The 16,382-nt window shown below is 44.3% G+C and carries 18 protein-coding genes and 2 pseudogenes; 8 read left to right on the top strand and 12 right to left on the bottom strand.

Features of this window, described 5'->3' with window-relative positions:
- Positions 1 to 36 precede the first annotated feature (36 nt).
- The 3 genes from DOE51_RS13025 to DOE51_RS13015 all read right to left on the bottom strand — a co-directional run bounded on the left by DOE51_RS13025 (position 37) and on the right by DOE51_RS13015 (position 1,711).
- The gene (locus tag DOE51_RS13025; protein ID WP_142696989.1) at positions 37 to 297 is read right to left on the bottom strand and encodes a hypothetical protein; all 261 of its coding nucleotides are present in this window, start codon (positions 295 to 297) and stop codon (positions 37 to 39) included.
- 107 nt (positions 298 to 404) lie between these two features.
- Positions 405 to 614 carry a hypothetical protein gene (locus tag DOE51_RS13020; RefSeq protein ID WP_142696988.1) on the bottom strand — a complete coding sequence of 70 codons (210 nt, stop codon included), beginning with the start codon at positions 612 to 614 and terminating at the stop codon, positions 405 to 407.
- A 149-nt stretch (positions 615 to 763) separates the two neighbouring features.
- On the bottom strand, positions 764 to 1,711 hold the full coding sequence (locus DOE51_RS13015; protein WP_246845086.1) for a glycerophosphodiester phosphodiesterase family protein: 948 nt from the start codon (positions 1,709 to 1,711) through the stop codon (positions 764 to 766).
- 247 nt (positions 1,712 to 1,958) lie between these two features.
- Here DOE51_RS13015 and DOE51_RS13010 point away from each other — a divergent pair, with 247 nt between their 5' ends.
- Together DOE51_RS13010 and DOE51_RS13005 are read left to right on the top strand one after the other, a co-directional pair.
- The gene (locus tag DOE51_RS13010) at positions 1,959 to 2,516 is read left to right on the top strand and encodes a hypothetical protein (RefSeq protein WP_142696987.1); all 558 of its coding nucleotides are present in this window, start codon (positions 1,959 to 1,961) and stop codon (positions 2,514 to 2,516) included.
- Positions 2,517 to 2,596: 80 nt separating this feature from the next.
- Positions 2,597 to 3,742 (top strand): winged helix-turn-helix domain-containing protein, encoded by a 1,146-nt coding sequence (locus tag DOE51_RS13005; protein ID WP_142696986.1) that lies wholly within the window; start codon positions 2,597 to 2,599, stop codon positions 3,740 to 3,742.
- Here DOE51_RS13005 and DOE51_RS13000 read toward each other — a convergent pair whose 3' ends face one another.
- Complete coding sequence (locus tag DOE51_RS13000; RefSeq protein ID WP_142696985.1) at positions 3,743 to 4,471, bottom strand: PAS domain S-box protein; 729 nt, start codon at positions 4,469 to 4,471, stop codon at positions 3,743 to 3,745.
- 238 nt (positions 4,472 to 4,709) lie between these two features.
- Here DOE51_RS13000 and DOE51_RS12995 point away from each other — a divergent pair, with 238 nt between their 5' ends.
- A complete protein-coding gene (locus DOE51_RS12995; RefSeq protein WP_168196447.1) occupies positions 4,710 to 5,042 on the top strand; it encodes a helix-turn-helix transcriptional regulator in 333 nt (110 codons plus the stop codon).
- 81 nt (positions 5,043 to 5,123) lie between these two features.
- Positions 5,124 to 5,732: a M15 family metallopeptidase gene (locus DOE51_RS12990; protein ID WP_142696983.1), complete on the top strand. Its 609-nt coding sequence runs from the start codon at positions 5,124 to 5,126 to the stop codon at positions 5,730 to 5,732.
- 3 nt (positions 5,733 to 5,735) lie between these two features.
- On the opposite strand, the gene DOE51_RS12985 is transcribed toward DOE51_RS12990, so the two are convergent.
- From DOE51_RS12985 to DOE51_RS19445, 5 genes and pseudogenes are all read right to left on the bottom strand, one after another.
- Positions 5,736 to 5,924: a hypothetical protein gene (locus DOE51_RS12985; RefSeq protein WP_142696982.1), complete on the bottom strand. Its 189-nt coding sequence runs from the start codon at positions 5,922 to 5,924 to the stop codon at positions 5,736 to 5,738.
- 108 nt (positions 5,925 to 6,032) lie between these two features.
- Positions 6,033 to 6,917 carry a hypothetical protein gene (locus DOE51_RS12980; protein WP_142696981.1) on the bottom strand — a complete coding sequence of 295 codons (885 nt, stop codon included), beginning with the start codon at positions 6,915 to 6,917 and terminating at the stop codon, positions 6,033 to 6,035.
- Between the two features lie 226 nt (positions 6,918 to 7,143).
- Positions 7,144 to 8,166 (bottom strand): hypothetical protein, encoded by a 1,023-nt coding sequence (locus DOE51_RS12975; protein WP_142696980.1) that lies wholly within the window; start codon positions 8,164 to 8,166, stop codon positions 7,144 to 7,146.
- Positions 8,167 to 8,537: 371 nt separating this feature from the next.
- Positions 8,538 to 9,149, bottom strand: a pseudogene (locus tag DOE51_RS19450) (methyl-accepting chemotaxis protein); the annotation flags it as partial.
- A gap of 264 nt (positions 9,150 to 9,413) precedes the next feature.
- Positions 9,414 to 9,857 (bottom strand): annotated as a pseudogene (locus DOE51_RS19445) (cache domain-containing protein); the annotation flags it as partial.
- A gap of 373 nt (positions 9,858 to 10,230) precedes the next feature.
- On the opposite strand from DOE51_RS19445, the gene DOE51_RS12965 reads away from it, so the two are divergent.
- Positions 10,231 to 10,719 (top strand): hypothetical protein, encoded by a 489-nt coding sequence (locus DOE51_RS12965; protein WP_142696978.1) that lies wholly within the window; start codon positions 10,231 to 10,233, stop codon positions 10,717 to 10,719.
- Positions 10,720 to 10,777: 58 nt separating this feature from the next.
- Here DOE51_RS12965 and DOE51_RS12960 read toward each other — a convergent pair whose 3' ends face one another.
- Together DOE51_RS12960 and DOE51_RS12955 are read right to left on the bottom strand one after the other, a co-directional pair.
- Positions 10,778 to 11,932 (bottom strand): hypothetical protein, encoded by a 1,155-nt coding sequence (locus tag DOE51_RS12960; RefSeq protein ID WP_142696977.1) that lies wholly within the window; start codon positions 11,930 to 11,932, stop codon positions 10,778 to 10,780.
- A gap of 125 nt (positions 11,933 to 12,057) precedes the next feature.
- Positions 12,058 to 12,375 carry a hypothetical protein gene (locus tag DOE51_RS12955; RefSeq protein WP_246845538.1) on the bottom strand — a complete coding sequence of 106 codons (318 nt, stop codon included), beginning with the start codon at positions 12,373 to 12,375 and terminating at the stop codon, positions 12,058 to 12,060.
- A gap of 277 nt (positions 12,376 to 12,652) precedes the next feature.
- Here DOE51_RS12955 and DOE51_RS12950 point away from each other — a divergent pair, with 277 nt between their 5' ends.
- The 3 genes from DOE51_RS12950 to DOE51_RS12940 all read left to right on the top strand — a co-directional run bounded on the left by DOE51_RS12950 (position 12,653) and on the right by DOE51_RS12940 (position 15,878).
- Entirely contained in the window at positions 12,653 to 13,018 is a 366-nt protein-coding gene (locus tag DOE51_RS12950; RefSeq protein ID WP_168196446.1) for a DUF805 domain-containing protein, read from the top strand.
- A 68-nt stretch (positions 13,019 to 13,086) separates the two neighbouring features.
- Positions 13,087 to 14,733 (top strand): tannase/feruloyl esterase family alpha/beta hydrolase, encoded by a 1,647-nt coding sequence (locus tag DOE51_RS12945; RefSeq protein WP_142696974.1) that lies wholly within the window; start codon positions 13,087 to 13,089, stop codon positions 14,731 to 14,733.
- 131 nt (positions 14,734 to 14,864) lie between these two features.
- The gene (locus DOE51_RS12940; RefSeq protein ID WP_142696973.1) at positions 14,865 to 15,878 is read left to right on the top strand and encodes a hypothetical protein; all 1,014 of its coding nucleotides are present in this window, start codon (positions 14,865 to 14,867) and stop codon (positions 15,876 to 15,878) included.
- 36 nt (positions 15,879 to 15,914) lie between these two features.
- Here the strand turns inward: DOE51_RS12940 and DOE51_RS12935 are convergent, their stop codons facing one another.
- Positions 15,915 to 16,358, bottom strand: a complete 444-nt coding sequence (locus DOE51_RS12935) for an Lrp/AsnC family transcriptional regulator (RefSeq protein WP_168196445.1) — start codon at positions 16,356 to 16,358, stop codon at positions 15,915 to 15,917.
- Positions 16,359 to 16,382 lie beyond the last annotated feature (24 nt).

Raw genomic sequence — 16,382 nt, 5'->3', positions numbered from 1 at the left:
TGTTGGTGGGATAATTTAAATGTTACTCTCTAAAAGCTATTTGATGGGGAGGCACACCATCCCCATCATCCCACTCTTCAACTCATACCCATGAGGGCACTCGCCCTCAACGGGTTCCAGAGGCTTTTCACCACTGGCTTTCATCGAACTCATCTCGCGATAGGGCAGACAACTTGAAAAGTCCGTGGCCGATGGTTCCACTGTGCGCATGGAAAAAACGCAGATGATATAGGCTTTGCCTTCGTCGTTGGCGTTTGCGTATTGTTTGACGAATGAGTAGCCTTCGGTTGAGATCAACGCGGCGAAGGCTACGATTAAATAAATTGATAAGGCCTTGAATAAGGCGAAGACGATCTTAAAACAAAAACTAACTATAAGGCGTAGCAGTTTTCGTAAATACGACATTAAGACATGCGGCATTTGTCGCGCAGGATTTTTGGGGTTTTATCCAGGAAGCGCGCTTTGCATGCACCCTCAGTTTGGAAACCACCAGCGGTATTAATATCGAAGATTGATGGCTCCAAAGATTTCGCAACAAACATTGTTGACGATGGAATCATCGCAGAGGCGGCAAACAATGAATAACTAATTACGTTCAAAACTAACTTCTTCATTTGATTTTCCTTGTCCCATTACTAACAGCTGAGATCAGTATCGCGCAGAAAAAGAAACAAGAAAATAGAGTGTCAAAAGGTTGGGCAAAAAAATGACATTTCCGTCTTACAATGAGATTTCTCGAGGGAAAAAGGCCGTGAAAATAAACTTACTCACATAATTCGCGGCGGATTTGCATGAACAAATCAGCGCGGTCAGTGATCACACCATCAGCCCCAGAAGCAATAACCCACTTCAATTCTTCAACAGAATTCGGTGTCCACGAGATCACACGCACGTTTTTTTGATGTATTTGATAAACCACTTCAGGCGTTAACTGCGGGAAACCCGAAGTCACGATAGAACTTCCCACATCCAACGCGGCCTTCAAGGCATCACGGGCATCCCAAATCAAAGGCACGAACTCTATGTCGGGCGCTTTAGATTTCAGAACCTTCAAGATGTCATGATTAAACGACTGAACAAAAAAACGATCTGTCGACCAGCCACTGTCGCGAATGACTTTTAAGATCATATTCAAATATTCATCCTGAGGCGGGTAGTACTGCACTTGATCTTTGAAGTATTTAATTTCGATATTTAAGCGTACGGGTTTGCCAGCTAAAGACTTACGATCTTTAAAAGCCGCAAATACCGCACTGAGTTCGGGAATTGAGTCAGTAAATGATTCCGTCCATAAACGATCGCCACAACGAATCTGCGAAGCTTCGGCAAAAGGCAGTTCACGCAAAGAAGTTTTCTCTAAAGACTTGCCATGCAATGAACAGCGCTCAGTCCCCACGTTGGGAACAGCATCGTGCGCCACCAAGATATGATTGTCAGCGGTAATTTGCAGATCTAGCTCGGCAACATCAGCGCCGGCATCGTAGCCTGCGCGAAATGAAGACAATGTGTTGTTAGGAAAGCCACCTAAACCACGATGCCCATGCACTTCCATTTTCTGCGCAAGCAGACACATCACTGAATTCTTACCCAACACATCTTCATTAAATGGTTTGCGCTGCACCTTTGAAGAAGGAACAACCGAAGAAGGTGTTGCCATGGCACTTAAGGCAAAAGAAAAAGTAAGAACGCTCAACGCAGAAATGATCTTCATAAGAAAATGCTAACACTCAAAATCCCTCTCTGAAAGAGTGAAATTTGACGTTCCAGAAAGTTTCATTAAGCCAGTGATTTTCTATTGTTAAGAGCTTACTGTCGAGTAAGAAATTGCCCCTGTGCGGGCCTCTGTCAAAACTTTATTCACACAAACAAAGCGTAGACGCTCCCAATTGCAGTCGACGGTGGCTCGCTTTTGGCTTAAGACCTCTCATGAATTAATAACCCGTTTTGAAAGGTGTTTTATGAAAAAGACTTTGGCGACTCTTTTTTCGTTGATGGTATTGGGCAATATCGCTCAGGCAGCCCCTTATTATTCTGGTATCGGATGTAATGCGGAAGGGACACGTTGTACTTTCGGTAAACCATCGGGCCGTGTTTTGAATTGGAGTCAAAAGGGCACAGTTCAAGAACTTGGCGAGAAGTGCGAAAAATTCATCGAGAATATCGAAGCTCGTAAAAACGAAATCGCAAAGAGCAAAAAGATTGAGCTGAAATACAAAAACTTTACGTACGGTTTCACAAGAGACGTACAAGCGGATGGTCGCGCAAAGATCGTGTGCAGTGTTGAACTTCACTCTGAGCTTGAAGACGTGAAATTCGATTCAAGAATCACAGAAAAATTCTTCTGGGTTTGCGATAACAAAGACAGCGTCGGTATCTGCGCGCACTATATGGACGAGTGTGAGGCAAGCCGCCAAAACGCTCTTCGCAGCAGCGATGTGCTAGACGCGAAGATCCAATTAGGTGCATCACTTCTACAAGGTCAAATCTGTGAAGTGGTAACAGTTAAATTCAAATAAATTGAATAAAACCCCAAAAGCCCGGCGATAAACCGGGCTTTTTTTATTGAGAATCCCCACCAATCGGCATACAAAAAGATATGCAAGTCACTCTGACAAAATCCCAAGTTCGTGCTCTGTGGTTAAAAGCTCAAGGTCTTTCGGAAAGCTCTCCATTCGGTCAGGGCGCTAAGGCCACGCCCAAGGCGATTAAGCATCTGGGCTATGTGCAGATTGATACCATCAACGTCATCGAACGCAGTCATCACCACATTCTTTATTCCCGCATTCCCGATTATAAACGCGCACACTTGCACCAAGCGCAAAGCAAAGATAAGTCGGTGTTTGAATATTGGACTCACGCTCTTGCTTATATTCATACGGACGACTTTAAATATTTCCTTCCGGCGATGAAATATCGCAAGGCCCACCCATCAAGCTGGTTTAGCAACGTCAAAAAAGAAGATGTGCAAAAGGTTATGCGTCTGATCAAAAAAGACGGCGCTATTTCCATTCGCGATATTAATGACGACGTGTTGGTTGAAAAAGAACACGAGTGGGCAAGTCGCAAACCTTCAAAGCGCGCGATGCAATTGGCATTTAATGGCGGAGACTTAGTGATCAGCGAGCGTCTGGGAATGCTAAAGAAATACGAACTGACAGATCGTCATTTCGGCTGGGATAAAAAACCAAAAGCAGCAACGGCCGGTGAAGTTCTTGATTATGAAATTGATAGAGGACTGAAATCGCAAGCAGTTATCACTATTGACTCTATCGCTCACCTTGAAAAAGTTCCGCGCAAAAAAGAACTTCTTAAGAAAGTCGAAGTACGAGTTAAAAAAGGGAATTTGGTTTCTGTTGTCGTTGAGGATAACGAAAAGACTCAGTTCTGGATGGAGCCCGAAGTTTACGAAGCCCACGCCTCAGAACATCCCGAAGAACTAGTGCATATTCTTTCTCCATTTGATCCTCTCGTGATCCAACGCAAACGCTTTCACATGTTTTTCGACTACGATCATCGCTTCGAAGCGTATGTGCCCAAAGAAAAACGCAAGTACGGATACTTCGCGCTGCCGGTGCTTATCGGCGATAAAGCGGTGGCAGTTCTTGATTTGAAGACGGATCGTCAGAATAACGAGTTGCTTATCCAACAGTGGAGTTGGCTGGGAAAACACAAGTCATCGAAAAACAAAAAGCTCATTGAAAATGAGCTTGAACGCTTTGAAAAGTTTCAGCTCGAGAAATAATTAGACCAGATAAGTTTCGACGCAGGGACTTTCGTCATTCAAACGGCTTAAAGTTAAGCGATATTCAATCTCGCCCTTAATATTTCTGATGCAGGCTGTTTCGACAGACATCGGGAAGGCGATCCCATGCTTCGTGAGATAACGAAATGAAAATTGATGGCGGCCTTTGTTGGCGACTTGAGGGTAAACTTTGGTGGGCATTACCTTGAGCTGATCAGGATCGACGAGTTTCGTTCCGTAAGTTCCGGTAAGTTCTTGTGCGGTATAACCCAAACGTGCCGCAAGAAGGTCATTTATATAAAGTAAGTGTCTTGTTTTCGCGTCTGCTACATGGACACCGTAATTTAAGTCTTTAAAGTGCGTAAACCACAAGTCGCATTTTTCCAGCACAGTCAGATGTGATGACATGTCCTCGACAGTTTTGACATAAAGTTTTGTGTCTTGATCGTTCTCAGAAACAGAAATCACTTCTTCTTTTGCATAAAAAATTTCCGCGTTTTTGCGGACGCGCCACGTGTAGTGATCACCAGCTTCACTAGGTTTTTCAAGGTAGTGAGAAAAGAAAATGTCTTCCGATTCACCAACGAGTTCTTTTTGCTGATAACCAAACATATCAGCGCCAGAGTCGTTGCTGCCATAAATTTTTCCAACTTCGTCAGTGACATAGGTCGGAAGATCTAGGTTTTGAATTTCTTTAACGAGTTGTAGTGAACTCTCTTTGCGCCACATAGGTCATAGATAGTTCGCAAATTAACAATGGTCAAAAGAAGTGACATTCGTGTGACTTTTGTAACTGTTAAACAGAAGTATACGTCGTTGTGACATAAACTAAAATTGTGGAGTTGCCTTTTCGTAATGTAATTTTCATTACTTAAATGATTCTACCTAAGGCGAGCAATGTTCTTATATAACTGTAAGCATGAATCCAATATGGATTGCTCATTTGGTACACAGGAGGGTAAGAGCAGTGACACTATCAAACTTCATCAAGAAGCACCGCAAAGATGCATGTCTAACTCAAAAAGAAGCCGTCGAGCTTCTTGGCTACAAGAACTCACAGTTCTTATCAAACCTTGAGATCGGCCATCGCAAACCGCCCGTCGAGGTTTTGAAAAGAATGTGCAAAGTCTATAAAGTATCTGAAGATGAAATGCTTGAACAATATGTTGAGCAAGCACGAATCGAAGCAGAAAAGTCAGCTCGCCGTAAATGGGAAAAACATTTTGGCAGAAGAGGTGAAGCGCAGGTTCAGGTGCAAGCTCCAGTTATGCGAGCACCGGAAGTCAGTCCTTCTCTTTAGTCTGACGAATTAAGTCCAAATACAGAGCATCATTGCGACTCGGCATTGATGCTCTTTTTTATTTGTGGCACGATTTCGTTCATGAACGCATTCACGCAGCAAATCGAATTTATCGAAAAGAATTTCACGGAAATTAAAGACTCTTCTGAAGTGGTGTTGGATTTAAAATATTCCACAGGCGATAACTTTATGAATGCAGATGTGTATGGTGGTTTTCAGCGCTGTTTTCTTGCTCCAGCGGCTGCAAAAATGTTTCAACAGGCGTGCAGTGCTCTGAAGAAAGACTATCCGCATTTACAGTTTCATGTCTGGGACACACTTCGTCCACGCAGTATTCAGGCGAAATTTTACGATCATTTGGCGGGAACTCCGTTTCAGAATTATGTGGCGGCTCCGCATCCAGGGTCCTTGCATAATTTTGGTATGGCGATTGATCTGACTTTGCAAACACGTGATGGACAGTTGCTTGATATGGGCACGGGGTTTGACGATTTTAGAGATTTGGCTCAGCCGAAATTGGAAGAAAAATTTCTAGCAAGCGGGGAGCTGACACGTCAGCAGCACGACAATCGTTTGATCTTAAGAAAACTTCTTGAAGATCAAGGCTTCAAAGTTCTTGAACACGAGTGGTGGCATTTCAATGCGATGGCTAAAGATAAAGTTTATGGCCATCATCCGATTCTAGAATAGAAATTAATCTTCGCGCTTAGGCGGACGAAGATCTTCGATGCGCACGTTGTTGGTTCTTTTGGCGCGGACGTGCTCTTTTTTCTCTTCGTAAAATTCGCTATCTAAGCCATTAAAGATCATGTCGTCCATAGCTTTGATTTTTTTGTACAGGTTGACGATGCTGTCTTTCAAGCCCAAGAAAAGATCCTTCATTCGAGTGTTCTCCTGAAGCATCAGTGTAGTGGCAGAAAGCAGGAATGTGGGAAGTACTTAGTGACGGGCTTTCAATCTAGACTGAAAGCCCGCAAGTAAATATGAATATTATCTGAATCCTTTGAACCAGACAGCGTTGTCAGTCCCGCGCACAAAAACCATCACATGATTTTTCGCCGAAGAACTCGCGCCGGGTCCAGAGGTCAGTACACCTCCTAAAGATTCCCAACCTGACCAACCGCCGCTGTACCATTTGTGATAGCAGGCATTATCGGTGCCACGCACGAAGACATCTAAACGGCCCGAGCCCCATGATGCGACATCGGGTGCAGACGTTAACACGCCCCCAAGTGATTCCCATCCTGACCAACTGCCATCGAACCATTTGTGCCAAAGAGCGTTGTCAGTTCCGCGCACAAACACATCAAGGCGACCGTTGGACCACGCTGTTGCACCTGGATCTGAAGTCAGAACACCACCCAGATTTTCCCATCCACTCCATGTGCCGCCACTCAACCATTTGTGATAAAGGGCGTTGTCAGTGCCTCTGACAAAAACATGCAGCTTTGATGAAGACCACGAGGCCGCAGTGGGGCCTGAATCGGCAGCAAGACCGCCACCTAATGACATCCAATCAGTCCATGTGCCTGATTTATAAGTGCGAGTCCACAGCGCACCATCAGTGCCGCGCACGAAAGCATCGACGCGTGAATTGCCCGAACACACAACAGACGGAGAGCCCGTTAAGACACCGCCCACGGAAGTCCAAGGTGACCATTTGTTTCCATCCCAAAGACGTCCCCATAAAGCCATGTCAGTACCACGCACGACAACAATGGTCTTAAACCCAGGCAAAGAACACGAAGCGGGATCAGAGGTGGCAATACCTCCAAGAGAACTCCAGTCCGACCACGAGGGTGGCGTAGGGTCTGATGCCGCAAATGTTGTTGAAGCGATAAATGAAAATATCAGAGTTATTAAAGACAAACACATATTATCCTCCTGATGCGCAGCTTGTGCTTTGCTCACACATTACTCGCATCAAAAGTCATGTTGTAGAACGCGTAGGTCTTGCTGCTAAAAAGCTATAAAGATATTGCGCCGAAGAAAAGTTAAAGACGAAAGAACGGAGTGTCTTAACAAGAAGCCTCATATTCAGAAGTAAACAGCGCGAACCAAGGGGAGGCTCCCGAGGTTCGCGTGGGTAAAATCAATCAAATTAGAGACGAGACAAGAATGAAGTTAGCAATGAGCCAACGACTGATCCCACAAGATTCGAAGTCGAAGTCGACGTGTTTGTCGAAGCTGAATTAGTAATACCAGTCATCAAGCTGCTTAAAAGAGTCGACAAGATCGAAGAACCGCCACCCAATTTTGCAACCACAGAACTTAAACCTGAATTTGAACCTGTTGTGAAAGCAGCGATCAAGCTTTGCAGAGTTGTCGTTGTATTGTTATTTGCACCAAGGTTCGCAATCAAAGAAGTTAAACCCGTCAAGGAACCAGAACCTAAGTTTTTAACAATCGTATTCAAGATCGAAGAAGAATTGCCCAGTGACCCCAATCCCAAAACTGAACCAGATGCAAGACTTTGAATCACAGTCGTCAAGCTGCTCACGTCAAAGTCTTTATTAGCAAGGTTACCAAGAAGAGTATTGATAATGGAGCTTGCCGCCGTTGATTGATTCGCAGAACCAACACCGGCTAAATTCAAATTCGCAAACAAAGATTTAGCTACGGACTCAATCAGATTTGTCGAAACGGAATCATTAGACAAATTTACGAGTGAATTCAAAGTGCTGTCGCCAATCAATGATAGAAGGCCCGACTTTGCAGTCAGATCGGAAAGATTCAATGTGCCGACACCCAAGCTTGCGCCTTGAATGATCGCAGGGATGATGGCTGAAAGATCGTTACTATTAGATAGACCTGCTGAAGACAAAGCCATTCCCGCACTTGCAAGAATAGTTTGGATTTGATCAGAACTTAAACCAAGACCGCTTAAGGTCACTTTTTGTGCAGCACCACTTGCGACAGAGTTTGCGGCTTTCGCCTTAAGGCTGCTTTGCAAGTCGTTCATCATAGATTGCGCGGCTGTTTGTTGTACTGGAGCGGGTGCTGATGTGGTTGATTGTGACGAGTCTGTCTCTTGCGAAGCGCCGTCTGCTGTTTGAAGCTGATTACCGCATCCTGCGAGTAGACCTACTAGTGAAAGTGATAGTAGTAGTTTTGTGCTTTTCATTATTCCTCCAAAATAAAAAACCTAATCTGTTGTCGTTAACCAGATTAGTTGGGAAATCCGAAAATAAAAATGGGGCAAAATTGCGTGCGCTCAGTCCTGTTCACACACCGTACAGAAATTTGAAAGTTATTGATCACTTCTTTCACAAAAGTTTTTATTTCATCACACAACTCAAGATGTCTTGAAGAAAACGTACGATGTGTTGTCAGTATTTTGTAAATGAGCCCAAAAATAATTTCTTGAATTGAGTCAACGAGGACAACTGAGCAGGGGAATGGACGTTTTGTGTTTCATAATAGTGTCTATGAAACAAACTAAAAAGGGCACATTGCTGTGCCCTTTACGAAAATCTAAAATGTTTGACGGTCTAATTAGCCAGCGATCAGCTTGTTTAACACGATGACTTGGTTATCGACCTGCTCTGTGCTGCGGGCGATTTCAACCACGTTAGCAGAAATCTCTTCTGCGGAAGCCGCATTCGATTGCGAACCTTGATCCAACTGATTCATCGCCGTATTGATTTGCTGAATACCTGCAAGTTGTTCGGTGCTTGAAGTTGCGATTTCACCATTTAAAGCCGCGACCTTATTGACAGAGCGTAAGATATTTTTAAGGACATCGCTTGATTTATCGGCAAGCTCGGCACCACGATCAATCTTGTGAACACTGTCCTTAATAAGACCGCTGATATCTTTTGCCGCAGAAGCAGATCTTTGCGCCAGCGTACGAACAGCATCTGCCACAACCGCAAAACCTTTACCTTGCTCGCCCGCGCGTGCCGCTTCAACCGCAGCATTCAAGGCCAACAAATTCGTTTGGAAAGCGATATCGTCAATAACTTCAGTGATCTGATCGATTTTCTTAGAAGCTTCAGAGATTTCGCTCATTGATGAAATAAGCAGAGCAATTTCTTTTTCACCGTTTTCAGCCGCGTGTTTTGATTCCTGCGACAACGTCGCTGCTTGCGAAGCATTGTCTGAGTTTACTTTAATAATAGAGCTGACTTCTTCAAGCGAAGCCACTGTTTCTTCTAAAGACGCTGCCACACTTGTTGAAGAGTCTGACAATGATTTACCTGCGTGAGAAAGTTGGCCCACAGAATTAGTCACTTGCGTTGAAAGACCTTGCACTGTTTCAACAATGCCGCGAATGTTTTTAGCGAAGCGGTTGCTGTACCATAGATTTGCAAGAGCCACTAAAAGGACGACACATGCAAAGCCGATAAGTGTATTGCGCTCAAAACTGCGAATCGTATTTTCAACGACGTCAACGTAAACACCAGTGCCAATGAACCAGCCCCAAGGTTTATAAGCTTTCGCATAAGAGACTTTATCAAATGACGGTCCGCCTTTTTCTTTGACGGCGTCATAGTAGGCAAAGCCTTCTCCTTCAGCAGAGTTCGCAATGTCCATCATCATTTTGATGTTCAAGCGACCACTGGCATCTTTAGCACCAGAACGGTCTTTACCTTCAAAATCTGGATTGATCGGATGGACGACACTAATCCCTTTCATGTCATAAACGAAGAAGTAGTCCGTTTTGTTATAACGGATCGCACGAATGATGTCTTTGGTGTGCTTTTGTGCCTCTTCCACAGTCATTTCGCCTTTTTCCGCTTTTTCACCATAGCGATGAATCACGTCATAAGCGATTTCAATGGACGCTTTAACTCCCGCTTTTTGACTTTCCATGAACTGACGCTCGTAAAGTGGGAACACGTAAAACAATAATGTTCCAAGCAAGATAACAAGGCCGAAAGTGGATAGGAAAATCATTTTGAATTGAAGGCTTTTCAAGAATTTCGTGTTCTGTGCAGGTGTGTCCATGTGTTCCCTCGAGAATTAAGATGAACAAGGTATCGGAACTTTCATGGAACAAGTGAAGAACTCAAATATAGTGGTGACTCGAGTTACAAAGGTCCTGTATCGAGATGAGAATCGAGAGCTGTAAGTCCTAAATTGATAAGGTCTAGACTTACCACAAAACTTCGTTAATTCATTTCACATGGAACGGAATTTTTCGGTGAAGATTGCGAGAGTGCACATCTGCTTCTAATATTTTTTTATGACAACTTTTCATAAAAAGATCCTGGCAGCAGTTTGTGCACTTTTCGTTTTATCTTTCGGTGGTTACAAGTTCTACGGATACTTCCAAGAAAAGCGTTTTCAGCATGCGGTGACCAGCATCGCGATGATTCAACTTGAAGAGTTCATGTTGGATAAAATGCCCAGCGGCTATAAAAATATCACTGACATTAAAACGGACACCTTGGCGGCGACTCGTGAAATGACTGAAGTCACGCTTGCAGATAGAATGTTGCTTCCGGATGGCAATACTTTGGTTGAAACGGTGACGACGACTTTAGATCCAGTTTTTCTGGTAGATTTAGCTCAACATATCCTGGATAAAAAGACGAAAGGGCAAGCTCCTGACACGACGGAAGAGTATTGGGCGTTTATCAAAGGCCTTCATCAGGACAAAGAAGTACGCCAATATCTTCGTGCGCGTTTTACAATGCAAAAAATAAATGGTGAATGGCGCCGTATTCGCTAGTTGCCGACGTTCACCCAGCTTGCACCATCACAGTACATAAACTTATTTGTTGAGGTGATTAGAATAATGCCTGACACGAAGGATGAATTCTCGCGAACACGTTTTGAACTTCCGCAGTATCGAACAAGTTGCGAACGTGTTGTTCAGCATCTTGTCGGCTGGCGTGACCTTTCGCTAAAGACTCTGCAAGTTCATGCGCCCAAATATACGGGTTGTCGTATTTTGAATCGGCTTTCCCAGTTTGTGAGTAGCCCCAGATCTTAAATGGAATTTGCAAATCGTGAGTCGGTTGAATGAACTTTGTTTCGCCCGGTTTCATGATCACATCAGCTGAAGAAGGACGAGCACTGCCGTTTTTGTCATAGAAAAAGGAAACCGTGTTCGTGAATTTTTCTTGAGTCAGGAACGAACCGAAATCAATCACCGCACCATTTTGTGCGCCTTGCAGATTGACCAAATCCAAACCGTTAAATTTCACCGAACTTGTTACACCGAATTGGCGAAGGAATGTTTCAACTTCAACTTGATGTTCACGCGGCAGCATCGTTGATTGACCGCGAGTTCTAATTCCCATAGGACCATCATGATAACGAGTGTGAGCTTGGCGTAAAACTGTTCCCGCACGTGATCTGCCACCATCTGGATGTTTGATATCAAAGCCATAGTCGATCACTGCGTAACTGCCGACAGTATCAAAGCGGCCGTCTTTAACGAACAAAGCATGAATCAGTTTTTCGTAAGTGTATTCACGAATCATATCACCTAAGGTTGCAAGACCGTTATCATGACTGCCACCTGAAGGATCTACGGCGCCAGTACCTTTAGCGTCAATGAGGCCACCGGTATCAGCAACGAAGACATGGGCGCGGCGATACTCACGCGGGCGATAGGCCATGCGAGAAGTTTCGTCGGTATGAATTTTATCATTCACGACTTCTTGTGCGGCTTGCTCTTTCGAAACAAAAGCAGTGTTTCGCAGAAGCCATTGATCGATTTCTTGATTTGAAAGATTACGAATTTCAGGGAAGTCTTTACGAATCAATTCATAGTCCGCCAAAATTACTCGCGCGGTAGTGACTCGTTTAACGTCTTCAGTTTTCGCTTCCCATAACTTTGCGGGATCGCGGAGTGCTTCAAATGCCAAAGCTGCTGGGGATTGCAAAAGGGGAGTGATTGCAAGTAGCGCTGACAGGGCGAATTTATTGATTCTCATAGAAAGCCTCCACGTGCATTTTTTTGCAAGGGTGGTTCCCTTAAGGAGGCTCATCAGTAGGCAGTAGGTTATTTCTGAAGGCAAGTCGCTGTCTAAGCATTAGACAACGACCTGAATTAGGTCTCTTAGTTCGATTTGATTTCGCCCATTTCGATGATGTGGCAGCTTGGTGCAGTACCAACTGTCACTTCAACTTTTGATTCCCACTGATCACCTTCATCGTTGTTGCCAGCGATCGCCACAGTCACAACAACTGATTTGTCTTTTTGAATTTCATAAGCAGTGACTTGGCTGTCCCATTCGTGGCCTTGAATGCCAGTTGCATCAGCAAGGTAAACAGCTTCAGCAGCACCGCGTGCGAAATCAGCACAAGGTTGTTTTGCAGGTTTGTTGTTAGCGGCGAATGCCGAAGAAGAAATGAGTACGATAGCAGACAAGATCATTGTTTTCACGGGGAGCTCCTTGGTTTTTGAATTCATCACGCATGTAGCACGCGCGGTTTTCAGAACGCAAGTCAGGATCTTGTACGAATAATGTTTTGCGTGTTTTGGATATTAACAATCTTGAAACAGCTTATAGACTTACATGGAACACACTTCGTTAGCGTCTCAATTTGAGATGACATCATCATAAATATTAATTTGTTTTCATGATCTGTAGATGACCAGTCTTCTGACCGATAAAAACAAAGAAATATTTATAGGGCTTCGGGAGGTATTCGTGGACTATTTCGTAGATGTGATTATGGATTTCGCAAATTATAAATCGCGTGCTCGTCGCAAAGAGTTTTGGATGTTTCACCTCTGGTATTTGATTGTCGGAGTGGTCGTTGGTGTTGCAACAACATTGACGCTGGGACAAAAGAACGCCGATTTTGTTTCTGCTGTTTTTAATCTAGGAATGTTTTTTCCAAGTCTTGCAGTCACGGTTCGTCGTATGCATGACGTGAACAAAAGCGGCTGGTGGATGTTTGTTCCTATCTATGGTCAGTACCTAGCGTTCGTTGCCGGTGATGAAGGTGACAATCGTTTTGGTCCAGATCCAAAAGCTCCGCTTGATGTAGCCCATCTTTCGAAGGCGAGTTAAACAACAAAAACACAGCTTGTCGCTAAAAGCTAGCAGACAACCGAGAGTATTTTGTTATCATTTATTTTATGAAGACAAAATACTCTTTCGTTTTTTCTGGAGCGTCCGTTTTCGTTTTGCTTGTAGGTTGTACGACTTTATTAGGTCGTAAACCCGCACAGGATCCATCTGTTTGCAAAAATCTTAAAAATCTATCAATTTCATCTCAGGAAATTTCTTTACCGACCCAAGGTGCTGTGATTTCACAAACGGACCTCGTTAACGACCGCGACGAGCGCGGTTTTGATCGTCGTTATTGCCGCGTGCTTGGCGAAATTAAATCTGTGGACCCGAAAGCGCCGCCCATTCATTTTCAAATAAATCTTCCTGAGAATTGGAATAACAAAGCACTGCAAATGGGTGGTGGAGGATACAACGGTACGGTCGTATCTGGGACTTCGCTGATTAGTTTTTCTGGCACTGAAGGACCTACCCCCTTAGCTTTGGGGTATGCAACTTTTGGCGGTGATTCGGGTCACAGTGGTGATTCCACGGATGCAAGCTTTGCGGTAAACGATGAAGCTTTACTGAATTTCGGTCATCAACACCTTAAGAAAACTCACGATGTCGCGATAGTTATTATTCATAATTATTTTAATATGAAACCCGCGAAGGTGTATTTTGCTGGAGCCTCTACCGGCGGGCGCGAAGCTTTGACGGTACTACAGCGCTGGCCACAAGATTATGACGGTGTGATTTCTTCGGCACCAGCTTTGAACTTTACTGGCACACGTATGAACGGTTTGCGTATTGGAAAAGCACTGTACAGCAAAGGTGGTTTTTTAAATTCAGCCAAGCAAGATCTGGTCTTTAAGAAAGTCATCGCGGCGTGTGATCGTCTTGATAATCTCGAAGATGGTTTAGTCAGTAATGTGGAAGAGTGTCGTCGAATCTCTGCTGCGACTTTGGAATCCTTGCGCTGTACGGGAGGAGGCGATCTGGGGGATGGTTGTTTATCAGATGCGCAGCTGACAAGTGTGCGCACAATTCATACATCGTTGCAGTTGCCTTATTCACTGGCGAACGGAATTCGTGAACACGAAGGCTACAATATTCTTGAGGGGGCCGACTTCAGGGGTAACAGTGGTTTTGGTACGTCGGCGAAGTTGCAAGGGCAGCCTACGATTGAAAATGGATATTTATTTTTGCAAGGTTCACAGTGGGCTCGCTTTCTGTTGACTCGCGATGCGAATTTTAATGCGTTAAATTTTGATCCTGCTCATCCTGGTAAATATCAGGATCGAGTCGTTGAACTTTCAGGAATCGTGGGAGCTACAGATCCACATATTGAAAAGTTTTTTGCGCGTGGTGGAAAATTAATTCTGATGCACGGGCAAGCCGACGCGATGATAAGTACGAATCCCACAATTGCTTATTACAAAAAGCTTGTCGAATTGTTCGGTAAAGAAAAAGTGCAAGCGGCAGTACAGTTTTATCTTGTCCCTGGATTTGGTCACGGCTGGGGAAGTTTCGCAGTTTCATGGGACCCATTGACAGCGTTAGATAATTGGGTCGAGAAAAATCAGCGTCCAGAAATTTTGATTGGGCGAGATATGAATAAATCAACCAGCGGCAGAGGACGTCCGTTGTGCCCGTATCCTCGCTGGCCGATTTATAAAGGTGCGGGATCTAAAGACGAAGCGAATAATTTCGCTTGTGTCGAGACAAGACGTTAAAGAATGGTTTTTCTTTGCTACTCTTTGACATAAACATCTGGATGTTTGTCTATTTGTAGTCACACGAAGCACTATCGACTTCCCCTATTAACAGCGCTCTGTTTACTTAGAAAAAGTAACAGGTGAGGGTTATGAAGAGGGCGATTTTTTCTATCTTGTACGTTCTTGTGATCGCAGCAAATGCGTCTGCGCAAAATGTTAGTGACGAATTGAGTTTGGACGATGCGCCGGCTTTGCAGCCCGTGGTTGAATCGCCTGTCGTGATCTCCTACGCGATCAAACAAATCATTCGTAGTAAAAATATCGTCATTGTTGAATCTAGTGTCGAAAGTCCATTCCGTAGTGGAAAGATCTTTCTTGCGACTTTTCCAGATGGTCATCAGTGCACTCTGGAACTGCAAGAAGTGAATCGTAAACTTATGGCCTTTGATGCCAGTGACTGTAATCAAGGAACACCTTTAACCTTAACGACACCGGTTGAACCGTCGTTGCTTGTTGAGAGTCCTTCAATGATGAAGCCCGTTGCACCCGCAGCGGGAACTAAGGCGTCTACAAGCACGAAAGCGAAAGGCCGCAGTCCCTTCAGTGCGACATTGTATTATTCTGTCGCAGATAAAGTTATTTTCAAAAATGCACAGGCCACGACGGGTAGTGGAACGGGAACTATTGAAGCCTCTTACGATAGCAAAGGATCTTTTGGTTTTGGTGCTAATTACCTAAATCCGGCCGAATACTCTTGGGGTTTAACAGGTTCCTTGCTTTATGAACCAAGACGCAAAGTCAGTTCATTAACAATGAAAGGTCCCAGCGGTAATTACAACAATGCGTTTTCCACTCAACCAGAGTTTTCGATTTTCATCGTCGAAGCAGGCATCGCCTACAAGTGGAGCAAAGCATATTTGCCATTGTCACTGAATTATAGCGTCCCAGCTTTGACATACGCCAGTAACACCGAAGTTTGGGATATCACTGGAACTGTGGGTGGTAACTTGGGCTTTGGTTATTTGTTTTCAGAAAACTCTGCGTGTGAAGTTTTCCTGCGAGCAATTGGTCTTAAAGGTCGCGCCACAGATGCTTCAACTGCCGTCGATTTCGGTAGCGGCTATCTGACGGGCTTCGGTGTTGGTTATAAATACTACTTCTAAAAACAAAAAAGCCACTCCGCAGAGTGGCTTTTTTTCTTAAGGCGTCAGACCTCGTTCAAAATGTGATTCTAAAACTACAACGGTCAGCGTTCGATCAATTCCTTCAATGCCGCGAATGTGATCGATCAAAGTTGAAAGTTCTGCTGTAGAACGCGTTCGCAATTTGACCATCAAGCAGTCTTCGCCAGCGACACCGTGGCACTCTTCAATTTGTTTGATCTTCACAAGTTCTTTGGCGACTTCAGCGGAAGTTCCTTTACCTTTACCAATGCGGATGAACGCACACAAATCAGCTTCCAGGGCGATGGGGTTGATGTCGATTGTATAACCGCGAATGATGTTGTTGCTTTCCATCTTTTTCACGCGCGCATGAACAGCGGGCGCTGACAAATTTACTTTTTTACCGATCTCTGCATACTGCATACGTGAGTCTTCTTTCAGCAGACTTAATATTCTTCTGTCAGTACTATCTAGACTCATGCCTCTCTCCTTGCTTGCGCCGAA

This window comes from Bdellovibrio sp. NC01 (assembly GCF_006874625.1).
In the GTDB taxonomy this organism is placed as follows: Bacteria; Bdellovibrionota; Bdellovibrionia; order Bdellovibrionales; family Bdellovibrionaceae; genus Bdellovibrio.
This window is presented reverse-complemented; position numbering and strand designations above follow the sequence as displayed.